Origin of the sequence: Streptomyces sp. NPDC090127 (assembly GCF_044746945.1) — a bacterium.
GTDB lineage: Bacteria > Actinomycetota > Actinomycetes > Streptomycetales > Streptomycetaceae > Streptomyces.
In genome coordinates this window covers 303623-321563 of the sequence record NZ_JBIVDE010000007.1, presented here as the reverse complement: position 1 = coordinate 321563, position 17941 = coordinate 303623, and the positions used below count along the sequence as shown (strand labels likewise).

The 17941-nt window shown below is 70.9% G+C and carries 17 protein-coding genes; 2 read left to right on the top strand and 15 right to left on the bottom strand.

Annotated elements, in window-relative coordinates; translation table 11 throughout:
- Window positions 1-109 precede the first annotated feature (109 nt).
- Together ACIPPS_RS26110 and ACIPPS_RS26105 are read left to right on the top strand one after the other, a co-directional pair.
- Window positions 110-916 (top strand): peptidylprolyl isomerase, encoded by an 807-nt coding sequence (locus ACIPPS_RS26110; RefSeq protein WP_401436562.1) that lies wholly within the window; start codon window positions 110-112, stop codon window positions 914-916.
- Window positions 917-1104: 188 nt separating this feature from the next.
- On the top strand, window positions 1105-2337 hold the full coding sequence (locus ACIPPS_RS26105) for a DUF349 domain-containing protein (protein ID WP_401436559.1): 1233 nt from the start codon (window positions 1105-1107) through the stop codon (window positions 2335-2337).
- Window positions 2338-2445: 108 nt separating this feature from the next.
- On the opposite strand, the gene ACIPPS_RS26100 is transcribed toward ACIPPS_RS26105, so the two are convergent.
- From ACIPPS_RS26100 to pgsA, 15 genes are all read right to left on the bottom strand, one after another.
- Window positions 2446-4953 (bottom strand): RelA/SpoT family protein, encoded by a 2508-nt coding sequence (locus ACIPPS_RS26100; protein ID WP_401436557.1) that lies wholly within the window; start codon window positions 4951-4953, stop codon window positions 2446-2448.
- Window positions 4954-5212: 259 nt separating this feature from the next.
- The gene (locus ACIPPS_RS26095) at window positions 5213-5764 is read right to left on the bottom strand and encodes an adenine phosphoribosyltransferase (protein ID WP_401436554.1); all 552 of its coding nucleotides are present in this window, start codon (window positions 5762-5764) and stop codon (window positions 5213-5215) included.
- Window positions 5761-6861 (bottom strand): protein translocase subunit SecF, encoded by a 1101-nt coding sequence (gene secF / locus ACIPPS_RS26090; protein WP_401436552.1) that lies wholly within the window; start codon window positions 6859-6861, stop codon window positions 5761-5763. The genes ACIPPS_RS26095 and secF overlap by 4 nt, the downstream gene beginning before the upstream one ends.
- Before the next feature lies 1 nt (window position 6862).
- Window positions 6863-8620, bottom strand: a complete 1758-nt coding sequence (secD, locus tag ACIPPS_RS26085) for a protein translocase subunit SecD (protein ID WP_401436549.1) — start codon at window positions 8618-8620, stop codon at window positions 6863-6865.
- A 144-nt stretch (window positions 8621-8764) separates the two neighbouring features.
- Window positions 8765-9262, bottom strand: a complete 498-nt coding sequence (gene yajC / locus ACIPPS_RS26080; protein ID WP_401436546.1) for a preprotein translocase subunit YajC — start codon at window positions 9260-9262, stop codon at window positions 8765-8767.
- A gap of 176 nt (window positions 9263-9438) precedes the next feature.
- Entirely contained in the window at window positions 9439-10518 is a 1080-nt protein-coding gene (gene ruvB / locus ACIPPS_RS26075) for a Holliday junction branch migration DNA helicase RuvB (protein WP_401436543.1), read from the bottom strand.
- Between the two features lie 82 nt (window positions 10519-10600).
- The gene (gene ruvA / locus ACIPPS_RS26070; protein WP_401436540.1) at window positions 10601-11233 is read right to left on the bottom strand and encodes a Holliday junction branch migration protein RuvA; all 633 of its coding nucleotides are present in this window, start codon (window positions 11231-11233) and stop codon (window positions 10601-10603) included.
- The gene (ruvC, locus tag ACIPPS_RS26065) at window positions 11230-11763 is read right to left on the bottom strand and encodes a crossover junction endodeoxyribonuclease RuvC (RefSeq protein WP_401436537.1); all 534 of its coding nucleotides are present in this window, start codon (window positions 11761-11763) and stop codon (window positions 11230-11232) included. Before ruvC ends, ruvA begins: the two co-directional genes overlap by 4 nt.
- Window positions 11764-11900: 137 nt before the next feature.
- Complete coding sequence (locus ACIPPS_RS26060) at window positions 11901-12653, bottom strand: YebC/PmpR family DNA-binding transcriptional regulator (RefSeq protein ID WP_401436534.1); 753 nt, start codon at window positions 12651-12653, stop codon at window positions 11901-11903.
- 62 nt (window positions 12654-12715) lie between these two features.
- Window positions 12716-13306 carry a pyridoxal 5'-phosphate synthase glutaminase subunit PdxT gene (gene pdxT / locus ACIPPS_RS26055; RefSeq protein WP_401436531.1) on the bottom strand — a complete coding sequence of 197 codons (591 nt, stop codon included), beginning with the start codon at window positions 13304-13306 and terminating at the stop codon, window positions 12716-12718.
- An 8-nt stretch (window positions 13307-13314) separates the two neighbouring features.
- Entirely contained in the window at window positions 13315-14286 is a 972-nt protein-coding gene (pdxS, locus tag ACIPPS_RS26050) for a pyridoxal 5'-phosphate synthase lyase subunit PdxS (protein ID WP_401436529.1), read from the bottom strand.
- Window positions 14287-14360: 74 nt separating this feature from the next.
- The gene (locus tag ACIPPS_RS26045; protein WP_401436527.1) at window positions 14361-14903 is read right to left on the bottom strand and encodes a hypothetical protein; all 543 of its coding nucleotides are present in this window, start codon (window positions 14901-14903) and stop codon (window positions 14361-14363) included.
- Between the two features lie 110 nt (window positions 14904-15013).
- On the bottom strand, window positions 15014-16174 hold the full coding sequence (locus tag ACIPPS_RS26040; protein WP_401436524.1) for a glycosyltransferase family 4 protein: 1161 nt from the start codon (window positions 16172-16174) through the stop codon (window positions 15014-15016).
- Complete coding sequence (locus ACIPPS_RS26035) at window positions 16171-17097, bottom strand: phosphatidylinositol mannoside acyltransferase (protein WP_401436522.1); 927 nt, start codon at window positions 17095-17097, stop codon at window positions 16171-16173. Before ACIPPS_RS26035 ends, ACIPPS_RS26040 begins: the two co-directional genes overlap by 4 nt.
- Window positions 17094-17777, bottom strand: a complete 684-nt coding sequence (gene pgsA, locus ACIPPS_RS26030) for a phosphatidylinositol phosphate synthase (RefSeq protein ID WP_401436520.1) — start codon at window positions 17775-17777, stop codon at window positions 17094-17096. Before pgsA ends, ACIPPS_RS26035 begins: the two co-directional genes overlap by 4 nt.
- Window positions 17778-17941: the final 164 nt, after the last annotated feature.

The window sequence follows — 17941 nt, the reverse complement described above, 5'->3', positions numbered from 1 at the left end:
AAGCGGCAGATCAGAGCCTACCGGCGCTGCGTATTCCACAGCCAACCCGTATACGGTACGGGCACATCCGGCCAGGACAGGAACAGACGAGCGACAAGGAGCAGACCCGGTGGTCAGCAGCGATCAGCGGCGGCGGCAGCTCGCCAGGGAGAAGTACGCGCGACAGCAGCAGCGGCGGCAGGAGGCGCATCAGAAGGCCAGGCGCCGCAACACCGTGATCGCCGCCTCGCTCGCCGTGGTGCTGGCCGCCGGTGGAGCGGTGTACGCCTCGGTCGCGCTGACCGACGGCGAGGACAAGGGCTCCGACAACGCGGCGGCGAGCGACACCCCGTCGAACTCGGCCGCCCCGACGCCCTCGGCGAGCGAGCCGAAGACGCCGGAGCCGGCGATGGCCATCGACAAGAAGGCCACGTACACGATGTCCCTGAAGACGACCAGGGGCGACATCGGGATCGCGATGGACGCCGCGAAGACCCCGCACACGGTGAACTCGTTCAAGCACCTGGCGGACAAGAAGTACTTCGACGGCACCAAGTGCCACCGGCTGACCACCGAGGGCATCTTCGTCCTCCAGTGCGGTGACCCGAAGGGCGACGGCACCGGCGGCCCGGGGTACACGATCCCGGACGAGAATCTGGACGCGCTCGGCAAGGCCGGCGCGAACGGCACGGTGACCTTCCCCGCGGGCACGGTCGCGATGGCCAACACCGGCCAGCCGGGCTCCGGCGGAAGCCAGTTCTTCCTCGTCTACAAGGACACCAAACTTCCGCCGAGCTACACCCCCTTCGGCACGATCGACCCGGCCGGTCTCCAGGTCGTCAAGGACGTCGCGGCGGGCGGGGTCGAGGGCGGCGCCAAGGACGGCGCGCCGAAGTCGGCCGTCACGATCGAGAAGGGCACGGTCACCAAGAAGTGACACGCCGCGTGACCGCCCAATTTCGGTCGCGCGGAGAGCGGACAGCCGGGCGGCCGGTCGCCTAGATTGGCGTTGTGCAGCGCGGTCCTGTATCCGCGTTGTTGAGGGCGGGCGAGGCCCGCCGGGAAACTGTGGACGATGCCCAGGGGGTGAGAGCCCCCTCGTCGGCATCATGTGGAGGAGGCGCTGTGAGCAGCGACCCGTGGGGCCGCGTCGACGAGACGGGCACCGTGTACGTGCGTACTGCCGAGGGCGAGAAGGTCGTCGGATCGTGGCAGGCCGGCACTCCCGAGGAGGCACTGGCCTACTTCGAGCGCAAGTACGAGGGCCTGGTTGTCGAGATCGGCCTCCTCGAGAAGAGGGTGAAGACCACCGACCTCTCGGCGAAGGACGCCACTGCCGCGATCGGCCACATCCGGCAGCAGGTGGACGAGCATCACGCCGTGGGTGACCTCGCCGCGCTGGCGACGCGTCTCGACAAGCTGGTCGAGACCGTGGAGTCGCGCCGCGAGGAGCGCAAGGTCCAGAAGGCCAAGCAGGCCGACGAGGCGCGCGGCGCCAAGGAGGCGCTGGTCAAGGAGGCCGAGGAGCTGGCGCAGAGCGAGCAGTGGCGGTCCGCCGGTGAGCGGCTGCGCGCGCTCGTGGACACCTGGAAGGGCCTGCCGAGGCTCGACCGGAAGTCCGACGACGAGCTGTGGCACCGCTTCTCGCACGCCCGCTCGGCGTTCTCCAAGCGCCGCAAGGCGCATTTCGCCTCGCTGGACGCGCAGCGCGAGGACGCCCGCAAGGCGAAGGAGAAGCTGGTCGCCGAGGCGGAGTCGCTGTCGAACTCCACCGACTGGGGTGGCACGGCCGCCCGCTACCGCGAGCTGATGGCGGAGTGGAAGGCCGTGGGCCGCGCCCAGCGCGAGCACGAGGACGACCTGTGGAACCGCTTCCGCGGCGCCCAGGACGTGTTCTTCGCGGCGCGCGGCGGCGTCTTCGCCGAGCGGGACGCGGAGCAGACCGAGAACCTCAAGCTGAAGGAGGATCTCGCGGTCGAGGCCGAGAAGCTGGTGCCCGTGGGGGACCTGAAGGCGGCACGTGCGGCCTTCCGCTCCATCAACGAGCGCTGGGAGGCCATCGGCCACGTTCCGCGCGACGCCCGGCCCAAGGTCGAGGGCCGGATGCACGCGGTGGAGCGGGCGATCCAGGAGGCCGAGGAGTCGGAGTGGCGCCGGACGAACCCGGAGGCACGCGCGCGTGCCGCGGGTCTGACGGGCCAGCTGCAGGACGCGGTCGACAAGCTCCAGAAGCAGATCGACGCGGCTCGCGCGGCCGGCAACGACAGCAAGGCCGACAAGCTGGCGCGTGAGCTGGAGGGCCGCCAGGCGCTCCTCGACCAGGCCCTGAAGGGCCTGGAGGAGTTCGGCGGCCGGTAGGTTCGGCGGTCGGCGATGTGTCCCGCCGGTGCGACGAGAAGGGCCCCGGTACCTGGAACAGGTACCGGGGCCCTTCTCGTCGTGTCCCCTACGGGTGTCTTCGTGCCCCTACGGGCGGCGGGCCGAGGTGACGCGGTAGACGTCGTAGACGCCCTCCACCCCCCGGACGGCCTTCAGGACGTGGCCGAGGTGCTTCGGGTCGCCCATCTCGAAGGTGAAGCGCGAGGTGGCGACCCGGTCGCGGGAGGTCTGGACGGCCGCCGACAGGATGTTGACGTGTTGGTCGGACAGGACGCGGGTGACGTCCGAGAGCAGCCGGGACCGGTCCAGGGCCTCGACCTGGATGGCGACCAGGAAGACCGAGGACTGGGTCGGCGCCCACTCGACCTCGAGGATGCGCTCCGGCTCGCGGGAGAGCGAGTCGACGTTGACGCAGTCGCTGCGGTGCACCGAGACGCCGCTGCCCCGGGTGACGAAGCCGATGATCGGGTCGCCGGGTACGGGCGTGCAGCAGCGGGCCAGCTTGACCCAGACGTCCTCGACACCCTTGACGACGACACCGGGGTCGGCGCTGGAGCGGCGCTTGGAACGTCCGCGCGTGGGCGGCGCGGTCTCGGCGATGTCCTCGTTGGCGGCTTCCTCGCCGCCGAGCGCCTGGACCAGCTTCTGGACGATGGACTGGGCCGTGACGTGGCCCTCGCCGATCGCCGCGTACAGCGAGGAGATGTCGCTGTAGCGCATCTCGTGGGCGAGGGTGACGAGCGAGTCGCCGGTGAGGATCCGCTGGATCGGCAGGTTCTGCTTGCGCATGGCCCGCGCGATGGCGTCCTTGCCCTGCTCGATCGCCTCGTCGCGGCGCTCCTTGGAGAACCAGGCGCGGATCTTGTTGCGGGCGCGCGGCGACTTGACGAAGCCCAGCCAGTCGCGGGAGGGACCCGCGCCGGATGCCTTGGAGGTGAAGACCTCGACCAGGTCGCCGTTGTCGAGCGTCGACTCCAGCGGCACGAGCCGCCCGTTGACCCGGGCCCCTATGGTGCGGTGGCCGACCTCGGTGTGGACGGCGTAGGAGAAGTCGACGGGGGTGGCGCCGGCGGGCAGCGCTATGACGTCACCCTTGGGGGTGAAGACGAAGACCTCGTTGCGCGACAGGTCGAAACGCAGGGACTCCAGGAACTCGCCCGGGTCCTCGGTCTCCTTCTGCCAGTCGAGCAGCTGACGCAGCCACGCCATGTCGTTGAGGTGGTCGTCCTTGCCGACGCTCCTGGGCACGTCGGTGCGCACCTTGGAGGCGCCGGCGACGGCCTCCTGCTTGTACTTCCAGTGCGCGGCGATGCCGTACTCGGCGCGGCGGTGCATGTCGAACGTACGGATCTGGAGCTCGACGGGCTTGCCGTTGGGGCCGATGACCGTGGTGTGCAGCGACTGGTACATGTTGAACTTCGGCATCGCGATGTAGTCCTTGAACCGGCCGGGGACCGGGTTCCATCGCGCGTGGACGGTGCCGAGCGCCGCGTAGCAGTCGCGGACGGTGTCCACGAGGACGCGGATGCCGACCAGGTCGTAGATCTCCGCGAAGTCACGGCCGCGGACGATCATCTTCTGGTAGACGCTGTAGTAGTGCTTCGGCCGGCCGGTGACGGTGGCCTTGATGCGGGCGGCGCGCAGGTCGGTCTGGACCTCGTCGGTCACTATGGCGAGGTACTCGTCGCGCTTGGGGGCGCGCTCGGCGACGAGCCGGACGATCTCGTCGTACATCTTGGGGTAGAGGATCGCGAAGGCGAGGTCCTCCAGCTCCCACTTGATGGTGTTCATGCCCAGGCGGTGGGCGAGCGGCGCGTAGATCTCCAGGGTCTCGCGCGCCTTCTTCTCCTGCTTCTCCCGCTTGAGGTAGCGCATGGTGCGCATGTTGTGCAGGCGGTCGGCGAGCTTGATGACCAGGACGCGGGGGTCCTTGGCCATGGCGACGACCATCTTGCGGACCGTCTCGGCCTGCGCGGCCTCGCCGAACTTGACCTTGTCGAGCTTGGTGACGCCGTCGACGAGCAGCGCGACCTGGTCGCCGAAGTCGCGGCGCAGGGTGTCGAGGCCGTACTCGGTGTCCTCGACGGTGTCGTGCAGGAGTCCGGCCATCAGCGTCGCCGGGTCCATGCCGAGCTCGGCGAGGATGGTGGTGACGGCGAGCGGGTGGGTGATGTACGGGTCGCCGCTCTTGCGCTTCTGGCCGCGGTGCCAGCGCTCGGCGACCTGGTAGGCCCGCTCGACCTGGCGCAGGGTCGCCGTCTCGATCTTCGGGTCGTTGGAGCGGACGATCCGGAGCAGCGGTTCGAGGACCGGGTTGTACGGGGAGGAGCGCTGGACGCCCAGCCGGGCGAGGCGGGCGCGGACACGGTTGGACGAGCCGCCCGAGCGGGTGGCGGGGGTGGGCGCGGGCTTCGGCGTGGGGGTCTTCGGCGTGGGTGCCGGGGCCGGGGCCGGGGCCTCTGCCGGGGCGGGGGCCACGGGCGTGGGCGTGCTCTCCGCAGGCTTGTTCGGGGGCGTCGCGGGCTCCGCCGCAAGGGCCTTGTCGGCCTGCGGGTCGGGCTGCGCGGCGGAGAGTGGCTGGGCCTCGTCTGGCAAGAGCGCTCCTCGTGCGGTACCGGGTCCCCCGGTCAGGCCCGGAAAGGCCATGGTATCGACCCCGGAGCCGCCGTGCTCACGCGTGCGGGTGGTGAGACGGGCGCCACGCGCGCGTGGGCCCCGTTCCGGGACATACCGGGACAACGACAGGGGGCGCCCCGGGGATTCCCCGGGGCGCCCCTCACCGCAGGCGGGTGCGGTGTCGACGTGGTGCGGTGCCGACCGACAGCTGTCGACGTGCGCGGTCCGACGTGCGGTGTCAGACCGTGATCAGTGCCTCCAGCGGAGCGCCGCGCAGGGCGGGCTCCAGACGGGCACGGCCGGGCAGGAAGCCGAGCTCCATGAGGACCGCGACGCCCGCGACCTCGGCCCCGGCACGCCGGATGAGCTCGATGGAGGCCTCGGCGGTCCCGCCGGTGGCGAGGACGTCGTCGATGACCATGACGCGGTCGCCCGCGGCCAGGTCCTCGGCGTGCACCTCGATCTCGGCGGTGCCGTACTCCAGCTCGTAGGCCTGCCGCAGCGTCGCACCGGGGAGCTTGCCGGCCTTGCGGACCGGGACGAAGCCCAGGCCCGCGCGGACGGCGACCGGTGCGGCGAGGATGAAGCCACGCGCCTCTAGCCCGACGATCTTCGTCGCACCGTGCGTGGCGCACAGCGCGGCGAGGCTGTCGGTCAGCGCGGTGAACGCCACCGGGTCCGCGAGCAGCGGGGTGATGTCCTTGAACAGCACGCCCGGCTTCGGATAGTCGGGGACGTCCCGGATCCGACTGAGGAGCAGGGCCGTGGTGTCCTGGGTCCCGGCGGTCATCCGCGCTGCTCCGACGCCCGCCCGCCGCGGCCGCGCTGGCCCACGACGGCGGCGCGGTCGTCGTCTTCGTCGAAGCCGTCCCCGTGGTCCTCCGAGTCGGCGCCGTCCAGGCTCTCGCCCTTGGCTGCCGCCGCCGCGCGCTTGGCGAGCACGCGCTTGCGCAGGGCCTTGATCGCCGGCTCGCGCTCCTTGAGGTCGGCGACGAGCGGGGTGGCGATGAAGATCGAGGAGTAGGCGCCGGCGGCGAGGCCGACGAAGAGCGACAGCGAGATGTCGTTCAGCATGCCGGCGCCGAGGACGCCGCCACCGATGAAGAGCAGGCCGGCGACCGGCAGCAGGGCCACGACGGTGGTGTTGATCGAACGGATCAGCGTGCCGTTGATCGAACGGTTGGCCAGATCGCTGTAGGTGTAGCGGGTCTGTTTCGTGATGTCCTTCGTTCCCTCCTTGAGGGAGTCGAAGACGACGACCGTGTCGTACAGCGAATATCCGAGGATCGTCAGCAGACCGATGACCGTACCGACCGTGACCTCGAAGCCCACGAGTGAGTAGATGCCGACGGTGATGGTCAGGTCATGGATCAGGGCGATGAGCGCCGCTACCGCCATTCTCCATTCGAAGGCGATGGCCAGATAGATCACCACGAGGATCATGAAGACCGCGAGACCGGTCCATGCCTTGTTGGCGATCTGCTCACCCCAGCTCGGACCGACCAGCTCCGCCGCGATCTTGCTCTCGGCGATGCCGAGGTCCTTGGCGAGCTCGGAGCGGACCTGGTCGGACTTCTCGGTGTCGAGGCCGCCGACCTGGATGCGCAGCGCGCCGCTGCCGAGCTTCTGGACCAGCGCGTCGTGGCCGGAGGCCTCTTCCGCGTACTCCTGGGCCTGGGAGACCGAGACCTCGGACTTGGGAGTGGTGAAGACGGCACCGCCCTGGAACTCGATGCCCATGTTCAGGCCTCGGACGGCCAGCGCCACGATCGCCGTGATGGTGATCAGGATGGACAGGCCGTACCAGAGCTTGCGGTTCCCGATGAAGTCGTAGGCGACCTCACCGCGGTTGAGCCGGGCGCCGAGACTGTCGCGCTTCTTCGCCATCTCACGCCTCCTTCGGGTGGTCGGCGGGGGCGGAGACACGGCGGGAGCGGCGCAGCGGCGGCTTGGCGCCGAGGCGCTTCGGGTCCAGCCCGGACCAGGCGTGGCCTTCGCCGTAGAACTTGGTACGGGCGAGCAGCGTCATCAGCGGCTTGGTGAAGAGGAACACCACGACCACGTCGAGCAGGGTGGTCAGACCGAGGGTGAACGCGAAGCCCTGGACCTTGCCGACCGTGACCACGAAGAGCACCGCGGCGGCGAGGAACGACACGAAGTCGGAGACCAGGATCGTGCGACGGGCGCGCGGCCAGGCGCGCTCGACGGCCGGGCGGAGCGAACGGCCCTCGCGGACCTCGTCGCGGATGCGTTCGAAGTAGACGATGAACGAGTCCGCGGTGATACCGATGGCCACGATGGCGCCACAGACGGCCGGCAGGTTCAGCGCGAAGCCGATGGCCGGGCCGAGCAGGGCCATGAGCACGTACGTCAGCAGGGCCGAGGCACCGAGGCTGAGCAGCGCGATCAGGGAGAGGCCGCGGTAGTAGACGATCAGGTAGAGGACGACCAGGGCGAGGCCGATGGCGCCGGCGATCAGACCGGCCTCCAGCTGCTCGCCACCGAGCGCGGCGGTGACGGTGTCGACGCTCTGGGTGTCGAAGGAGAGCGGCAGGGCGCCGTAGGACAGGATGTTGCCGAGGTCCTGGGCGGACTGCTGGTTGAAGCTGCCGGAGATCTCCGCGTTGGCGCTCAGCACCGTGCGCACGGAGGGCGCCGAGACGACCTCACCGTCCAGGACAATCGCGAACTGGTTCTGCGGCTCCTGCTGCTGCGACAGCTTGCTGGTGATCTTCGAGAACTTCTTGGCACCGGCGTCCGTGAACTCCATGTTCACGATCCACATGCCGCGCTGCTGGTCGAAGGTGCCCTGCGCGTCGTCGACGTCCTTGCCGTCCACCTCGGCCGGGCCGAGGAGGTACTTCTCCCACTGGCCGACCGAGTTCTTGCCGCAGGCGACGATGGAGTCGGTGGGCTTGGAGCCCTGGGCGGCGGCGGCCCGCTGCTTCGGGTCGAGGCAGTTCAGGGCGGCGAACTTCTGCTCCAGGGCAGAGGTCGCCGGGTCGGCACTCGGGGTGCCGGAGGGCTTCGGGGCGGTGGAGCCGCTCGGCGTGGGCGTCGGGCTCGGGGCCTTCAGGGCCTCGGAGACCGCGCGGCCCTGGGTGGAGGCGCTCGCCGACGGCGTGGCCGACTTCCCGTCCTTGCCCTGGTCCGCGGTCGCGCCGGACGCCGAGGGCTTCGGCGCCGTCGAGGAGCTGGCGCTCGGCGCGGGCTGCTCGGCGGGGGCGGACGGCGCGTAGGTCACCACGGGCCGGAAGTAGAGCTGGGCGGTGGTGCCGACCTGCTCACGGGCCTGCTTCTCGTTCACACCCCGGGGGATGTTGACGATGATGTTCTCGCGGCCCTGCGTCTGGACCTCGGCCTCGGAGACACCCAGACCGTTGACACGGCGCTCGATGATGCCGACCGCGGTGTTCATGTTGGTCTCGTTGACGGCGTCTTCCTGGCCGGGGTCGGCCTTCGCCTTCAGCGTGATCGACGTACCGCCGGCGAGGTCGATGCCCAGCCGCGGCGTGGTGTGACCGGACCAGAACATGCCGCCCGTGAGCGCGACCATGGCGATCAGGATCAGTGCCAGGGCACGCCCCGGCCTGCTCTGGCCCCCCGGGCCCCCCGCCGGCCTTCGGCCCTTCTTCGGTGCTGCCACCTTGTCGTTTCTCCCTGTCCAACCGTCCCGCGCCGGGTGTGCGCGGTGCGGCCACGAAGTGTGTGTGGGGACCTGCCCCCGCAGACGTGGAATCGTGCCGGGGACCGCGGACGCCGGTGGGCGTACCGCGGTCCCCGGTCGCGACTACTTCGCCTCGGTCTCGCCGTCCGTGGTGCCGTCCTTCTTGGCCTCGGCCTTGACCTCGGCGTCGGCCTCGACGGCCTGCGCCTTCTTGGTCAGGTCGGGCTTGGCGTCCTCGACGACTTCGTCCGACGCGCCGGCCTCGGCCGGCTCCCCCGCCTCGGACGACTCGGTCAGCGAGGAGGCGTCGTCCGGGACGACCGCCTCGGTGTCCGGCTCGTCACCGTGGACGATGCGGTTGTACTCGTCGTCCGAGAGGACCGCGCCGATGGCGTTCTTCGCGTAGACGGCGTGGACGCCGGGCGCGACCTCGAGGAGGACGGTCTCGTCGGCGATCTCCTTGACGGTGGCGTACATCCCCCCGATCGTGCGCACGCCGGTACCGGGCTGCATCTCGTCGCGCATCTGCGCGGCCGCCTGCTGCTTCTTCTTCGCAGAGCGGGTCATCAGGAACATGGCCCCGATGAGGACGATGAAGGGGAGGAGGGTCACGATACTCACGGGACGGGTTTCCTTCGCACGGACGCGGAGAACCCGCGGCCTGATCTTCGGGGGTGGGCGCGCCGACCAGAAAGGTCGGCATCGGCGGAGTCTAGGCGAGTCCGCATCATTGGAACAACGTCCAGCATCGCACCGTGGTTCCTCGTCCGACCAGTCTCCGCGCCGTCACCGCGCCGTCACGCCCCGAAGAGCCCCTGTTGTCCGCTTCCGGGCGCGCCCGGGGCCGCTGCCTGCGGCGGAACGAGTCCGAGATGCGCCCATGCCGCGGGAGTGGCGACCCGACCACGCGGAGTACGGGCCAGGAGTCCCTCGCGTACGAGGAAGGGCTCGGCGACCTCCTCGACGGTCTCCCGCTCCTCCCCCACGGCGACGGCGAGGGTCGACAGGCCGACGGGTCCGCCGCCGAAGAGCTTGAGGAGGGCCTCCAGGACGCCCCGGTCGAGCCGGTCGAGACCGCGGCTGTCCACCTCGTAGACGCCGAGGGCGGCGGCGGCGATCTCGCGGGTGATCACGCCGTCCGCCCTGACCTGGGCGTAGTCGCGGACACGGCGCAGGAGGCGGTTGGCGATCCGGGGGGTGCCCCGGGAGCGGCCGGCGATCTCGGCGGCTCCGGCGGTGTCGATCTCGACGTCGAGGAGGCCGGCGGAGCGGTGGATGACCCGCTCCAGCTCGCCGGGGTCGTAGAACTCCATGTGGCCGGTGAAGCCGAAGCGGTCCCGGAGCGGGGGCGGCAGGAGTCCGGCCCGGGTGGTGGCGCCGACCAGGGTGAAGGGCGGCAGTTCCAGGGGGATGGCGGTGGCGCCGGGACCCTTGCCGACGATGACGTCGACGCGGAAATCCTCCATGGCCATGTAGAGCATTTCCTCGGCGGGCCGGGACATCCGGTGGATCTCGTCGAGGAAGAGGATCTCGCCCTCCTGGAGGGAGGAGAGGATGGCGGCCAGGTCGCCGGCGTGCTGGATGGCGGGGCCCGACGTGATCCGGATCGGGGCGTTCATCTCCGCCGCGATGATCATCGAGAGGGTCGTCTTGCCGAGGCCGGGGGCGCCGGAGAGCAGGACGTGGTCGGCGGTGGCGCCGCGCTGGCGGGCGGCCCTGAGGACGAGGTCGAGCTGCTGGCGGACCTTCTCCTGGCCGACGAACTCGGTGAGGTCCTTGGGGCGCAGCGCCGCCTCGACGGCCTGCTCGTCGCCGTCGGCGGAGGCGCCGACGATACGGTCCTCGACCTCCGGTGCGGTGTCGTCGTCCCAGTTCACGTGGTCTGCCTTCGTGGTGTGGTGCGGGCGTCTGTACGGGCGGGGCGCCTACGGCGGGAGGAGGCTCCGCGCGGCGGACGTCTCAGCGGGCGCGGTTCAGGGTCTGCAGGGCCGCCCGCAGCAGCTGCGGGACGGGCGCCGCGCCGGACTCCGCAATCGCCGCCTCGGCCTGCGGGGTCACCGCAGAGACCGCCTCCTCCGCCTCGCGGCTCGCGTAGCCGAGGCCGATCAGGGCGGCGGAGAGCTGCTCCGTCCACGGGGCGGGGCCGGAGGCCACCACGCGCTGGGCGCCGAGGAGGCCGCTGGTGCCGAGGGGCTGGCCGAGCTTGTCCTTGAGCTCCAGGAGGAGCTTCTGGGCGCCCTTCTTGCCGATGCCGGGGACGGCCGTCAGGGCCTTCTCGTCGCCGGTGGCGACGGCGAGGCGCAGGGCGTCCGGGCTGTGCGCGCCGAGCATGGCCTGGGCGAGGCGCGGGCCGACCCCGCTCGCGGTCTGGAGCAGCTCGAAGACCTGGCGCTCGTCGTCGTCGGCGAAGCCGTACAGCGTCAGGGAGTCCTCGCGGACCACCAACGACGTGGCCAGGCGCGCCTCCTGACCGATCCTCAGCCCGGCGATGGTGTTCGGTGCGCACTGGACGGCCATGCCGATGCCGCCGACCTCGACGACCGCGGTGGTGGGGGCGAGCGCGGCGACCGGGCCGCTGACGAAGGCGATCATGCGGAACGGCCTTTCGATGCGTGATGGGCGGCCACGGCCTGCTGCAGCCGGTTCTGGGCCGGGGCCCGCCAGATGTGGCAGATGGCCAGCGCGAGGGCGTCGGCCGCGTCGGCCGGCTTGGGCGGGGCGGAGAGCCGGAGCAGCCGGGTGACCATGGCGCCGACCTGGGCCTTGTCGGCCCGTCCGCTGCCGGTGACGGCGGCCTTGACCTCGCTGGGGGTGTGCAGGGCGACGGGGATGCCCCGGCGTGAGGCGCAGAGCATGGCGACGGCGCTCGCCTGGGCGGTGCCCATCACCGTACGGACGTTGTGCTGGCTGAACACCCGCTCCACGGCGACCAGTTCGGGGCGGTACTCGTCGAGCCACTCCTCGATGCCGCGCTCGACGGCGACCAGTCGCACACCCGTCTCCGCGTCCGCCGGGGTCCGTACGACACCGACGCCGAGCATCGTCAGCGGGCGGCCCGCCACCCCCTCGACGACGCCGACACCGCACCGGGTCAGCCCCGGGTCCACCCCGAGCACGCGCACCTGAGCCCCTCCCTGGACCGTGGACCGTCTTCGTATATCTGTTTGTGCAGGCTATCGGCTGGCACTGACAACGACGCACGAACGGCGGCGGGCCGACGGGGTGTGTCCCCGTCGGCCCGCCGTGGAAGTGGTCGCGCTCAGGCGTCGACCTTCGCCATGACCTCGTCGCTGACGTCGAAGTTGGCGAAGACGTTCTGCACGTCGTCGCTGTCCTCCAGCGCGTCGATCAGCTTGAAGATCTTGCGCGCGCCCTCCTCGTCCAGCTCGACCTGCATGGTCGGGAGGAAGTTGGAATCGGCCGAGTCGTAGTCGATGCCGGCCTCCTGGAGGGCGGTACGGACGGCGACCATGTCGGTGGCCTCGCTGATGACCTCGAAGCTCTCACCGAGGTCGTTGACCTCTTCGGCACCCGCGTCGAGGACGGCGCCGAGGACGTCGTCCTCGGTCAGCTCACCCTTGGGCAGCACGATGACGCCCTTGCGGTTGAACAGGTACGAGACCGAGCCCGGGTCGGCCATGGAGCCGCCGTTGCGGGTCATGGCGACGCGGACGTCGGAGGCGGCACGGTTGCGGTTGTCGGTCAGGCACTCGATGAGGACCGCGACACCGTTGGGGCCGTAGCCCTCGTACATGATCGTCTCGTAGTCGACGCCGCCGGCCTCGAGGCCGCCGCCGCGCTTGATCGCCGAGTCGATGTTCTTGTTCGGGACCGAGCTCTTCTTCGCCTTCTGCACGGCGTCGAAGAGCGTCGGGTTGCCGTCCAGGTCGGCGCCGCCGGTCCGGGCGGCGACCTCGATGTTCTTGATCAGCTTCGCGAAGAGCTTGCCGCGCTTGGCGTCGATCACGGCCTTCTTGTGCTTCGTCGTAGCCCATTTAGAGTGGCCGGACATCTGCCTGTCTCCTTCGCGTAACCAGTTTCTGCACCAACCCCAGAGATCCTACCGGGACCTCGTCACCGCGCGTCGCGCACCATGTCGACGAACAGGGCGTGGATGCGGTGGTCACCGGTGAGCTCGGGGTGGAACGAGGTGGCCAGGGCCCGGCCCTGCCGTACGGCGACGATGTGGCCCCCGTACTCGGCGAGGACCTCGACCTCGGCACCGACGGACTCGACCCACGGGGCGCGGATGAAGACGCCGTCGACGGGGCCGTCCTCGATGCCGCGGATCTCGACGGCGGCCTCGAAGGACTCGTTCTGCCGCCCGAAGGCGTTGCGGCGGACGATCATGTCGATGCCGCCGAAGGTCTCCTGGCCCGAGCGCGGGTCGAGGATCTTGTCGGCGAGCATGATCAGACCGGCGCAGGTGCCGTAGACGGGCAGGCCCGCGGCGATCCGCTCGCGCAGCGGTGCCGCCAGGCCGAAGAGCTCGGCCAGCTTGGAGATGGTGGTGGACTCGCCGCCGGGCAGGACGAGGCCGTCGACCTCGGCGAGCTCCTCGGGGCGCCGGACCGGCCTGGCCACGGCGTCCGCCGCGGCCAGGGCGATCAGGTGCTCCCGTACGTCGCCCTGGAGGGCCAGGACACCAATCACGGGGGTGGTCATGGCAGGGACTACCAGCCGCGGTTGGCGTAGCGCTCGGACTCGGGGAGGGTGTCGCAGTTGATGCCGACCATGGCCTCGCCCAGGTTGCGGGAGGCGTCCGCGATGATCTTCGGGTCGTCGTAGAAGGTGGTGGCCTTCACGATGGCGGCGGCGCGCTTGGCCGGGTCGCCGGACTTGAAGATGCCGGAGCCGACGAAGACGCCCTCGGCGCCGAGCTGGCGCATCAGCGCGGCGTCGGCGGGGGTGGCGACACCACCGGCGGAGAACAGCACGACCGGCAGCTTGCCGAGCTCGGCGACCTCCTTGACCAGCTCGTACGGGGCGCGCAGGTCCTTGGCGGCGGCGAACAGCTCGTTGTTGTCGTAGCCGCGCAGCCTGGCGATCTCGTTCTTGATCTGGCGCAGGTGGCGGACGGCCTCGACGACGTTGCCGGTGCCGGCCTCGCCCTTGGAGCGGATCATGGCCGCGCCCTCGGCGATGCGGCGCAGGGCCTCGCCCAGGTTGGTGGCGCCACAGACGAAGGGGGTGGTGAAGGCCCACTTGTCGGAGTGGTTGACCTCGTCGGCCGGGGTGAGGACCTCGGACTCGTCGATGTAGTCGACGCCGAGCGACTGCAGGACCTGGGCCTCGACGAAGTGGCCGATGCGGGACTTGGCCATGACGGGGATGGAGACCGCGCCGATGATCTCCTCGATCATGTTCGGGTCGGACATCCGGGCCACGCCGCCGTCCTTGCGGATGTCGGCGGGGACCCGCTCCAGGGCCATGACGGCGACAGCGCCGGCATCCTCGGCGATCTTCGCCTGCTCGGCGTTGACCACGTCCATGATCACGCCGCCCTTGAGCTGCTCGGCCATGCCGCGCTTGACGCGGGACGTGCCGACAGCCGAGGAATCTGCAGACTGGGTGCTGGTGGGAAGCGTGGTGGACACGGGGACCTCACTCGTGAAAGCGGTGTTGAGACAAGAGTGAGGAAACATTCCCGCAGCAGTCCACAGCAAGGGCCAATAGGGAGCCGGTGGATCGTTTTCGTTGATTTCGCAGGCTACGGGGGTCAGGCCGGACGATCAGCAAGGGCCACGGGCGGCTCGTCGTCCATTTCGAAGGCCAGCGGGAAGGGGGCGTGGCCCGCGAGCCGGAACCAGCGCACCGTACGGTGACGGCGCAGCGCCCGCGCGGCGCGCACCGCGTCGTTGTGGAACCTGCGGGCCATCGGGACGCGGCGGACGGCCGCCGCGAGTTCGCCCGCCGCCTCCTCGCCGCCCGGGGCCTCCCGTACCGCCTCGACCTGCTCGGTCTCGCCGAAGACGGCGCGCAGCGCCTGGCTCAGCTCGCTCTCGGCGACCTCACGATGGTCCTCCTCGGCCTGCCGGGCGGCGTGCGTGGCCTCGTAGAGCACGATCGAGGCGGCCGGGTCGAGCACTCCGGACGTGGCCAGCTCCTGGGCGACCGAGGCGCGGCGCAGCAGCTGGGCGTCGAGGGCGGCGCGGGCCGCGTCGATCCGCGCGTGCAGGCGGTCGAGCCGGCCGGCGGTCCAGCTGAGGTACAGGCCGATCGCGATGAGCGCGACGACGGTCCAGATCAGGGTTTGGGTCACGGGCGCACAGGCTACCGGGGCGGTGCGGACGACCGGAGACGTGCCCGCCGGGGGCGTCCGTTCCGCCGGTGCGCGTCAGTCGCCCCCAACCGCCCGCCCGCGACCGGGCGTCAGTCCCGCGCCAGGCCCAACCTCGCCCGCAGGCCCACGCGTTCGTCCGTCGCCACCGAGGCCGCGCCGTCGGTCACCGTCTCGTAGACCGCGAGGATGTCCGCGCCCACCGTCGACCAGTCGAATCGCCGTACGTGCGCGCTGCCGCGCTTGCGCAGTTCCTCGCGCCTGGCCTCGTCCCCGAGGAGGCGGATCGCCGCGTCCGCCAGCGTGTCGGCGTCCTCGTTGGTGAAGAGTTCGCCCGCCGCGCCCTGGTCCAGGACCTGGGCGAAGGCGTCCAGGTCGGAGGCGAGGACGGGCGCGCCCGCCGACAGCGCCTCGACAAGGATGATCCCGAAGCTCTCACCGCCGGTGTTCGGCGCCACGTAGACGTCGACGCTGCGCAGCAGCCGGGCCTTGTCCTCGTCGCTGACCATCCCGAGGAACTCCACCCGGTCCCGCATCTCGCGCGGCAGCGAGGCCACCGCCTCCTCCTCGTCGCCGCGCCCGGCGACGAGGAGCCGCGTCTCCGGCCGCTCCGCGAGGATCTTCGGCAGCGCCTTCATCAGGACCGGAAGGCCCTTTCGCGGCTCGTCGATCCGCCCGATGAAGCCCAGGGTCTGGCCCTGCCACTCCGCCTTCGGCTCGGCGCGCGCGAAGAAGTCGACGTCGACGCCGTTGGGGATGACCACCGCGTCGCCGCCCAGGTGCTCGACCAGGGTCCGTCGCGCGTACTCGCTCACCGCGATCCGCGCGCTGATCTTCTCCAGCGCGGGCTGCAGGATCGGGTACGCGGCGATCATCGCCCGCGAGCGCGGGTTCGAGGTGTGGAAGGTGGCGACGATCGGCCCCTGCGCCGCCCAGCAGCTCAGCAGGCCCAGCGAGGGCGAGGCCGGCTCGTGGATGTGGATCACGTCGAAGGTGCCGTCGTGCAGCCAGCGCCGTACCCGCGCCGCCGACAGGAAGCCGAAGTTCAGCCGCGCCACGGATCCGTTGTACGGCACCGGCACGGCACGCCCCGCCGAGACGACGTACGGCGGAAGCGGCGTCTCGTCGTCGGCGGGGGCGAGTACCGAGACCTCGTGGCCGAGCCTGATCAGGTGCTCGGCGAGGTCCCGGATGTGGAACTGCACGCCACCGGGCACGTCCCAGGAGTACGGGCAGACGATGCCGATCTTCACGGTCGTCGCTCCTCGCCGAGCGGCTCGCGCTCCTCCAGGTCCTTCAGCCACAGTCGCTGGAGCATGTGCCAGTCCTCCGGGTGGTCCGCGATGCCGGTGGCGAAGGCGTCCGCCAGTGCCTGTGTCATCACGGACGTCTTCTCGGCCCGCGTACCTGACTCGGGTACGTCGACGGGCGCGTGGATCTGCCCCTTCATGACCTGTGTCTCGTCGTACCAGAGCGTCACGGGCAGCAGCAGCGCGCCGGTCTGCTGGGCGAGCATCGCCGGGCCCGCCGGCATCCGTGCCGTCTCGCCGAAGAAGGTGACCTCGGTGCCCGATGCGGACAGGTCGCGGTCGGCGACCAGGCAGATCAGGCCGCCCGCGCGCAGCCGCCGCGCGAGCGTCCCGAAGGCGGCGCCACCGGTGTGCGGCAGGACCTCCATGCCCAGCGACTCGCGGTAGGCGACGAACCGGTCGTACAGCGTCTCCGGGTTCAGCCGCTCCGCGACCGTGGTGAAGGGCACGCCCAGCGCGCGGGTGACCCACACCCCGGCGAGGTCCCAGTTGGCCAGGTGGGGCAGGGCGAGGACGACGCCCCGGCCCGCGGCGAGGCCGTCGACCAGGTGGTGGACGTCCTTGATGGAGACGCCGCGCTCGACCCGTTCCTTGCTCCAGGTCGGCAGCCGGAAGGACTCCATCCAGTACCGCATGTACGAGCGCATGCCGGCCCGCGAGAGCTCGGCGAGCCGCGCGGGCGAGGCGTCGGGCACCACGCGCGCGAGGTTGGACTCGAGCCGCAGCACGCTCTTGCCCCGCCGCTTCCAGGCGGTGTCGGCGATCCGCCGCCCCAGCCCGGCCGCGACCGGCTCGGGAAGCTTCTTCACGGTCGCCCAGCCGAGCCCGTACAGCGAGTCGGTCAGCCGGTCCTTCATCCCGCTCATGACGTCGCCTCGTTCCCGCGCGGGCCGCCCGCGTCGGCGGCGCCCGCGGCCGCGTCGGCCTCGGCCGACTCCCGCCGTACGGTGACCACCCGCTGGCCGAGGGTCACCGCGCTGCCCACGGCCACGATCCACAGCGCGATCGGCAGCAGGACGTCGATGCCCGGCACTCCGAAGCCGTGGAGTCCGGCGAGGCCCGCGGCGACCAGCGAGATCACGAGCCGCTCGGCCCGTTCCACCAGACCGTTGACGGCGACCGGAAGGCCGATCGCCTCTCCGCGCGCCTTGGTGTACGAGACGACCTGACCGCTGGCGAGGCAGAAGATGGCGACCGCGCAGAGCACGTTGTCGTCGCCCGTGCCCGCGTACCAGAGCGCGAAGCCACCGAAGATGGCGCCGTCGGCGACCCGGTCGAGGGTCGAGTCGAGGAACGCGCCCCAGCGGCTGGAGATCCCCGCCTGCCGGGCCATGTTGCCGTCGACCAGGTCCGAGAAGACGAAGAGGGTGATGACGATCGTGCCCCAGAAGAACTCTCCCCTGGGGAAGAAGACCAGGGCTCCCGCCATCACTCCGGCCGTGCCGATGAGCGTGACCGCGTCGGGGCTGACACCCCGGCGAAGCAGAAACGCGGCGAACGGTGTGAGGACACGCGTAAAAAATGCACGCGCGTACTTGTTCAGCATGGCCTTCCCGAGGTTCGGTGGGCCGCGCGGCCCCAATGACCACCGGCCCGCCCATCGTAGCCAGCGAGGCTGCCGCCGGTCCGCCGGGCACCCGTCCGTCGCGTCGCGTACGACGTATGGACGCACCATGACGTCGGTGCAAAGCTCGAAGGACAACCGCGGGC

What these genes read in the sequence shown, in the direction of transcription:
- ACIPPS_RS26095 (WP_401436554.1), bottom strand. Translation starts at nt 5,764, where the DNA reads ATGACCGCCGGGACCCAGGACACCACGGCCCTGCTCCTCAGTCGGATC.
- ACIPPS_RS26035 (WP_401436522.1), bottom strand. Translation starts at nt 17,097, where the DNA reads ATGAGCGGGATGAAGGACCGGCTGACCGACTCGCTGTACGGGCTCGGC.
- ACIPPS_RS26060 (WP_401436534.1), bottom strand. Translation starts at nt 12,653, where the DNA reads ATGTCCGGCCACTCTAAATGGGCTACGACGAAGCACAAGAAGGCCGTG.
- pdxT (WP_401436531.1), bottom strand. Translation starts at nt 13,306, where the DNA reads ATGACCACCCCCGTGATTGGTGTCCTGGCCCTCCAGGGCGACGTACGG.
- pdxS (WP_401436529.1), bottom strand. Translation starts at nt 14,286, where the DNA reads ATGTTTCCTCACTCTTGTCTCAACACCGCTTTCACGAGTGAGGTCCCC.
- secF (WP_401436552.1), bottom strand. Translation starts at nt 6,861, where the DNA reads ATGGCGAAGAAGCGCGACAGTCTCGGCGCCCGGCTCAACCGCGGTGAG.
- pgsA (WP_401436520.1), bottom strand. Translation starts at nt 17,777, where the DNA reads ATGCTGAACAAGTACGCGCGTGCATTTTTTACGCGTGTCCTCACACCG.
- ruvA (WP_401436540.1), bottom strand. Translation starts at nt 11,233, where the DNA reads ATGATCGCCTTCGTCAGCGGCCCGGTCGCCGCGCTCGCCCCCACCACC.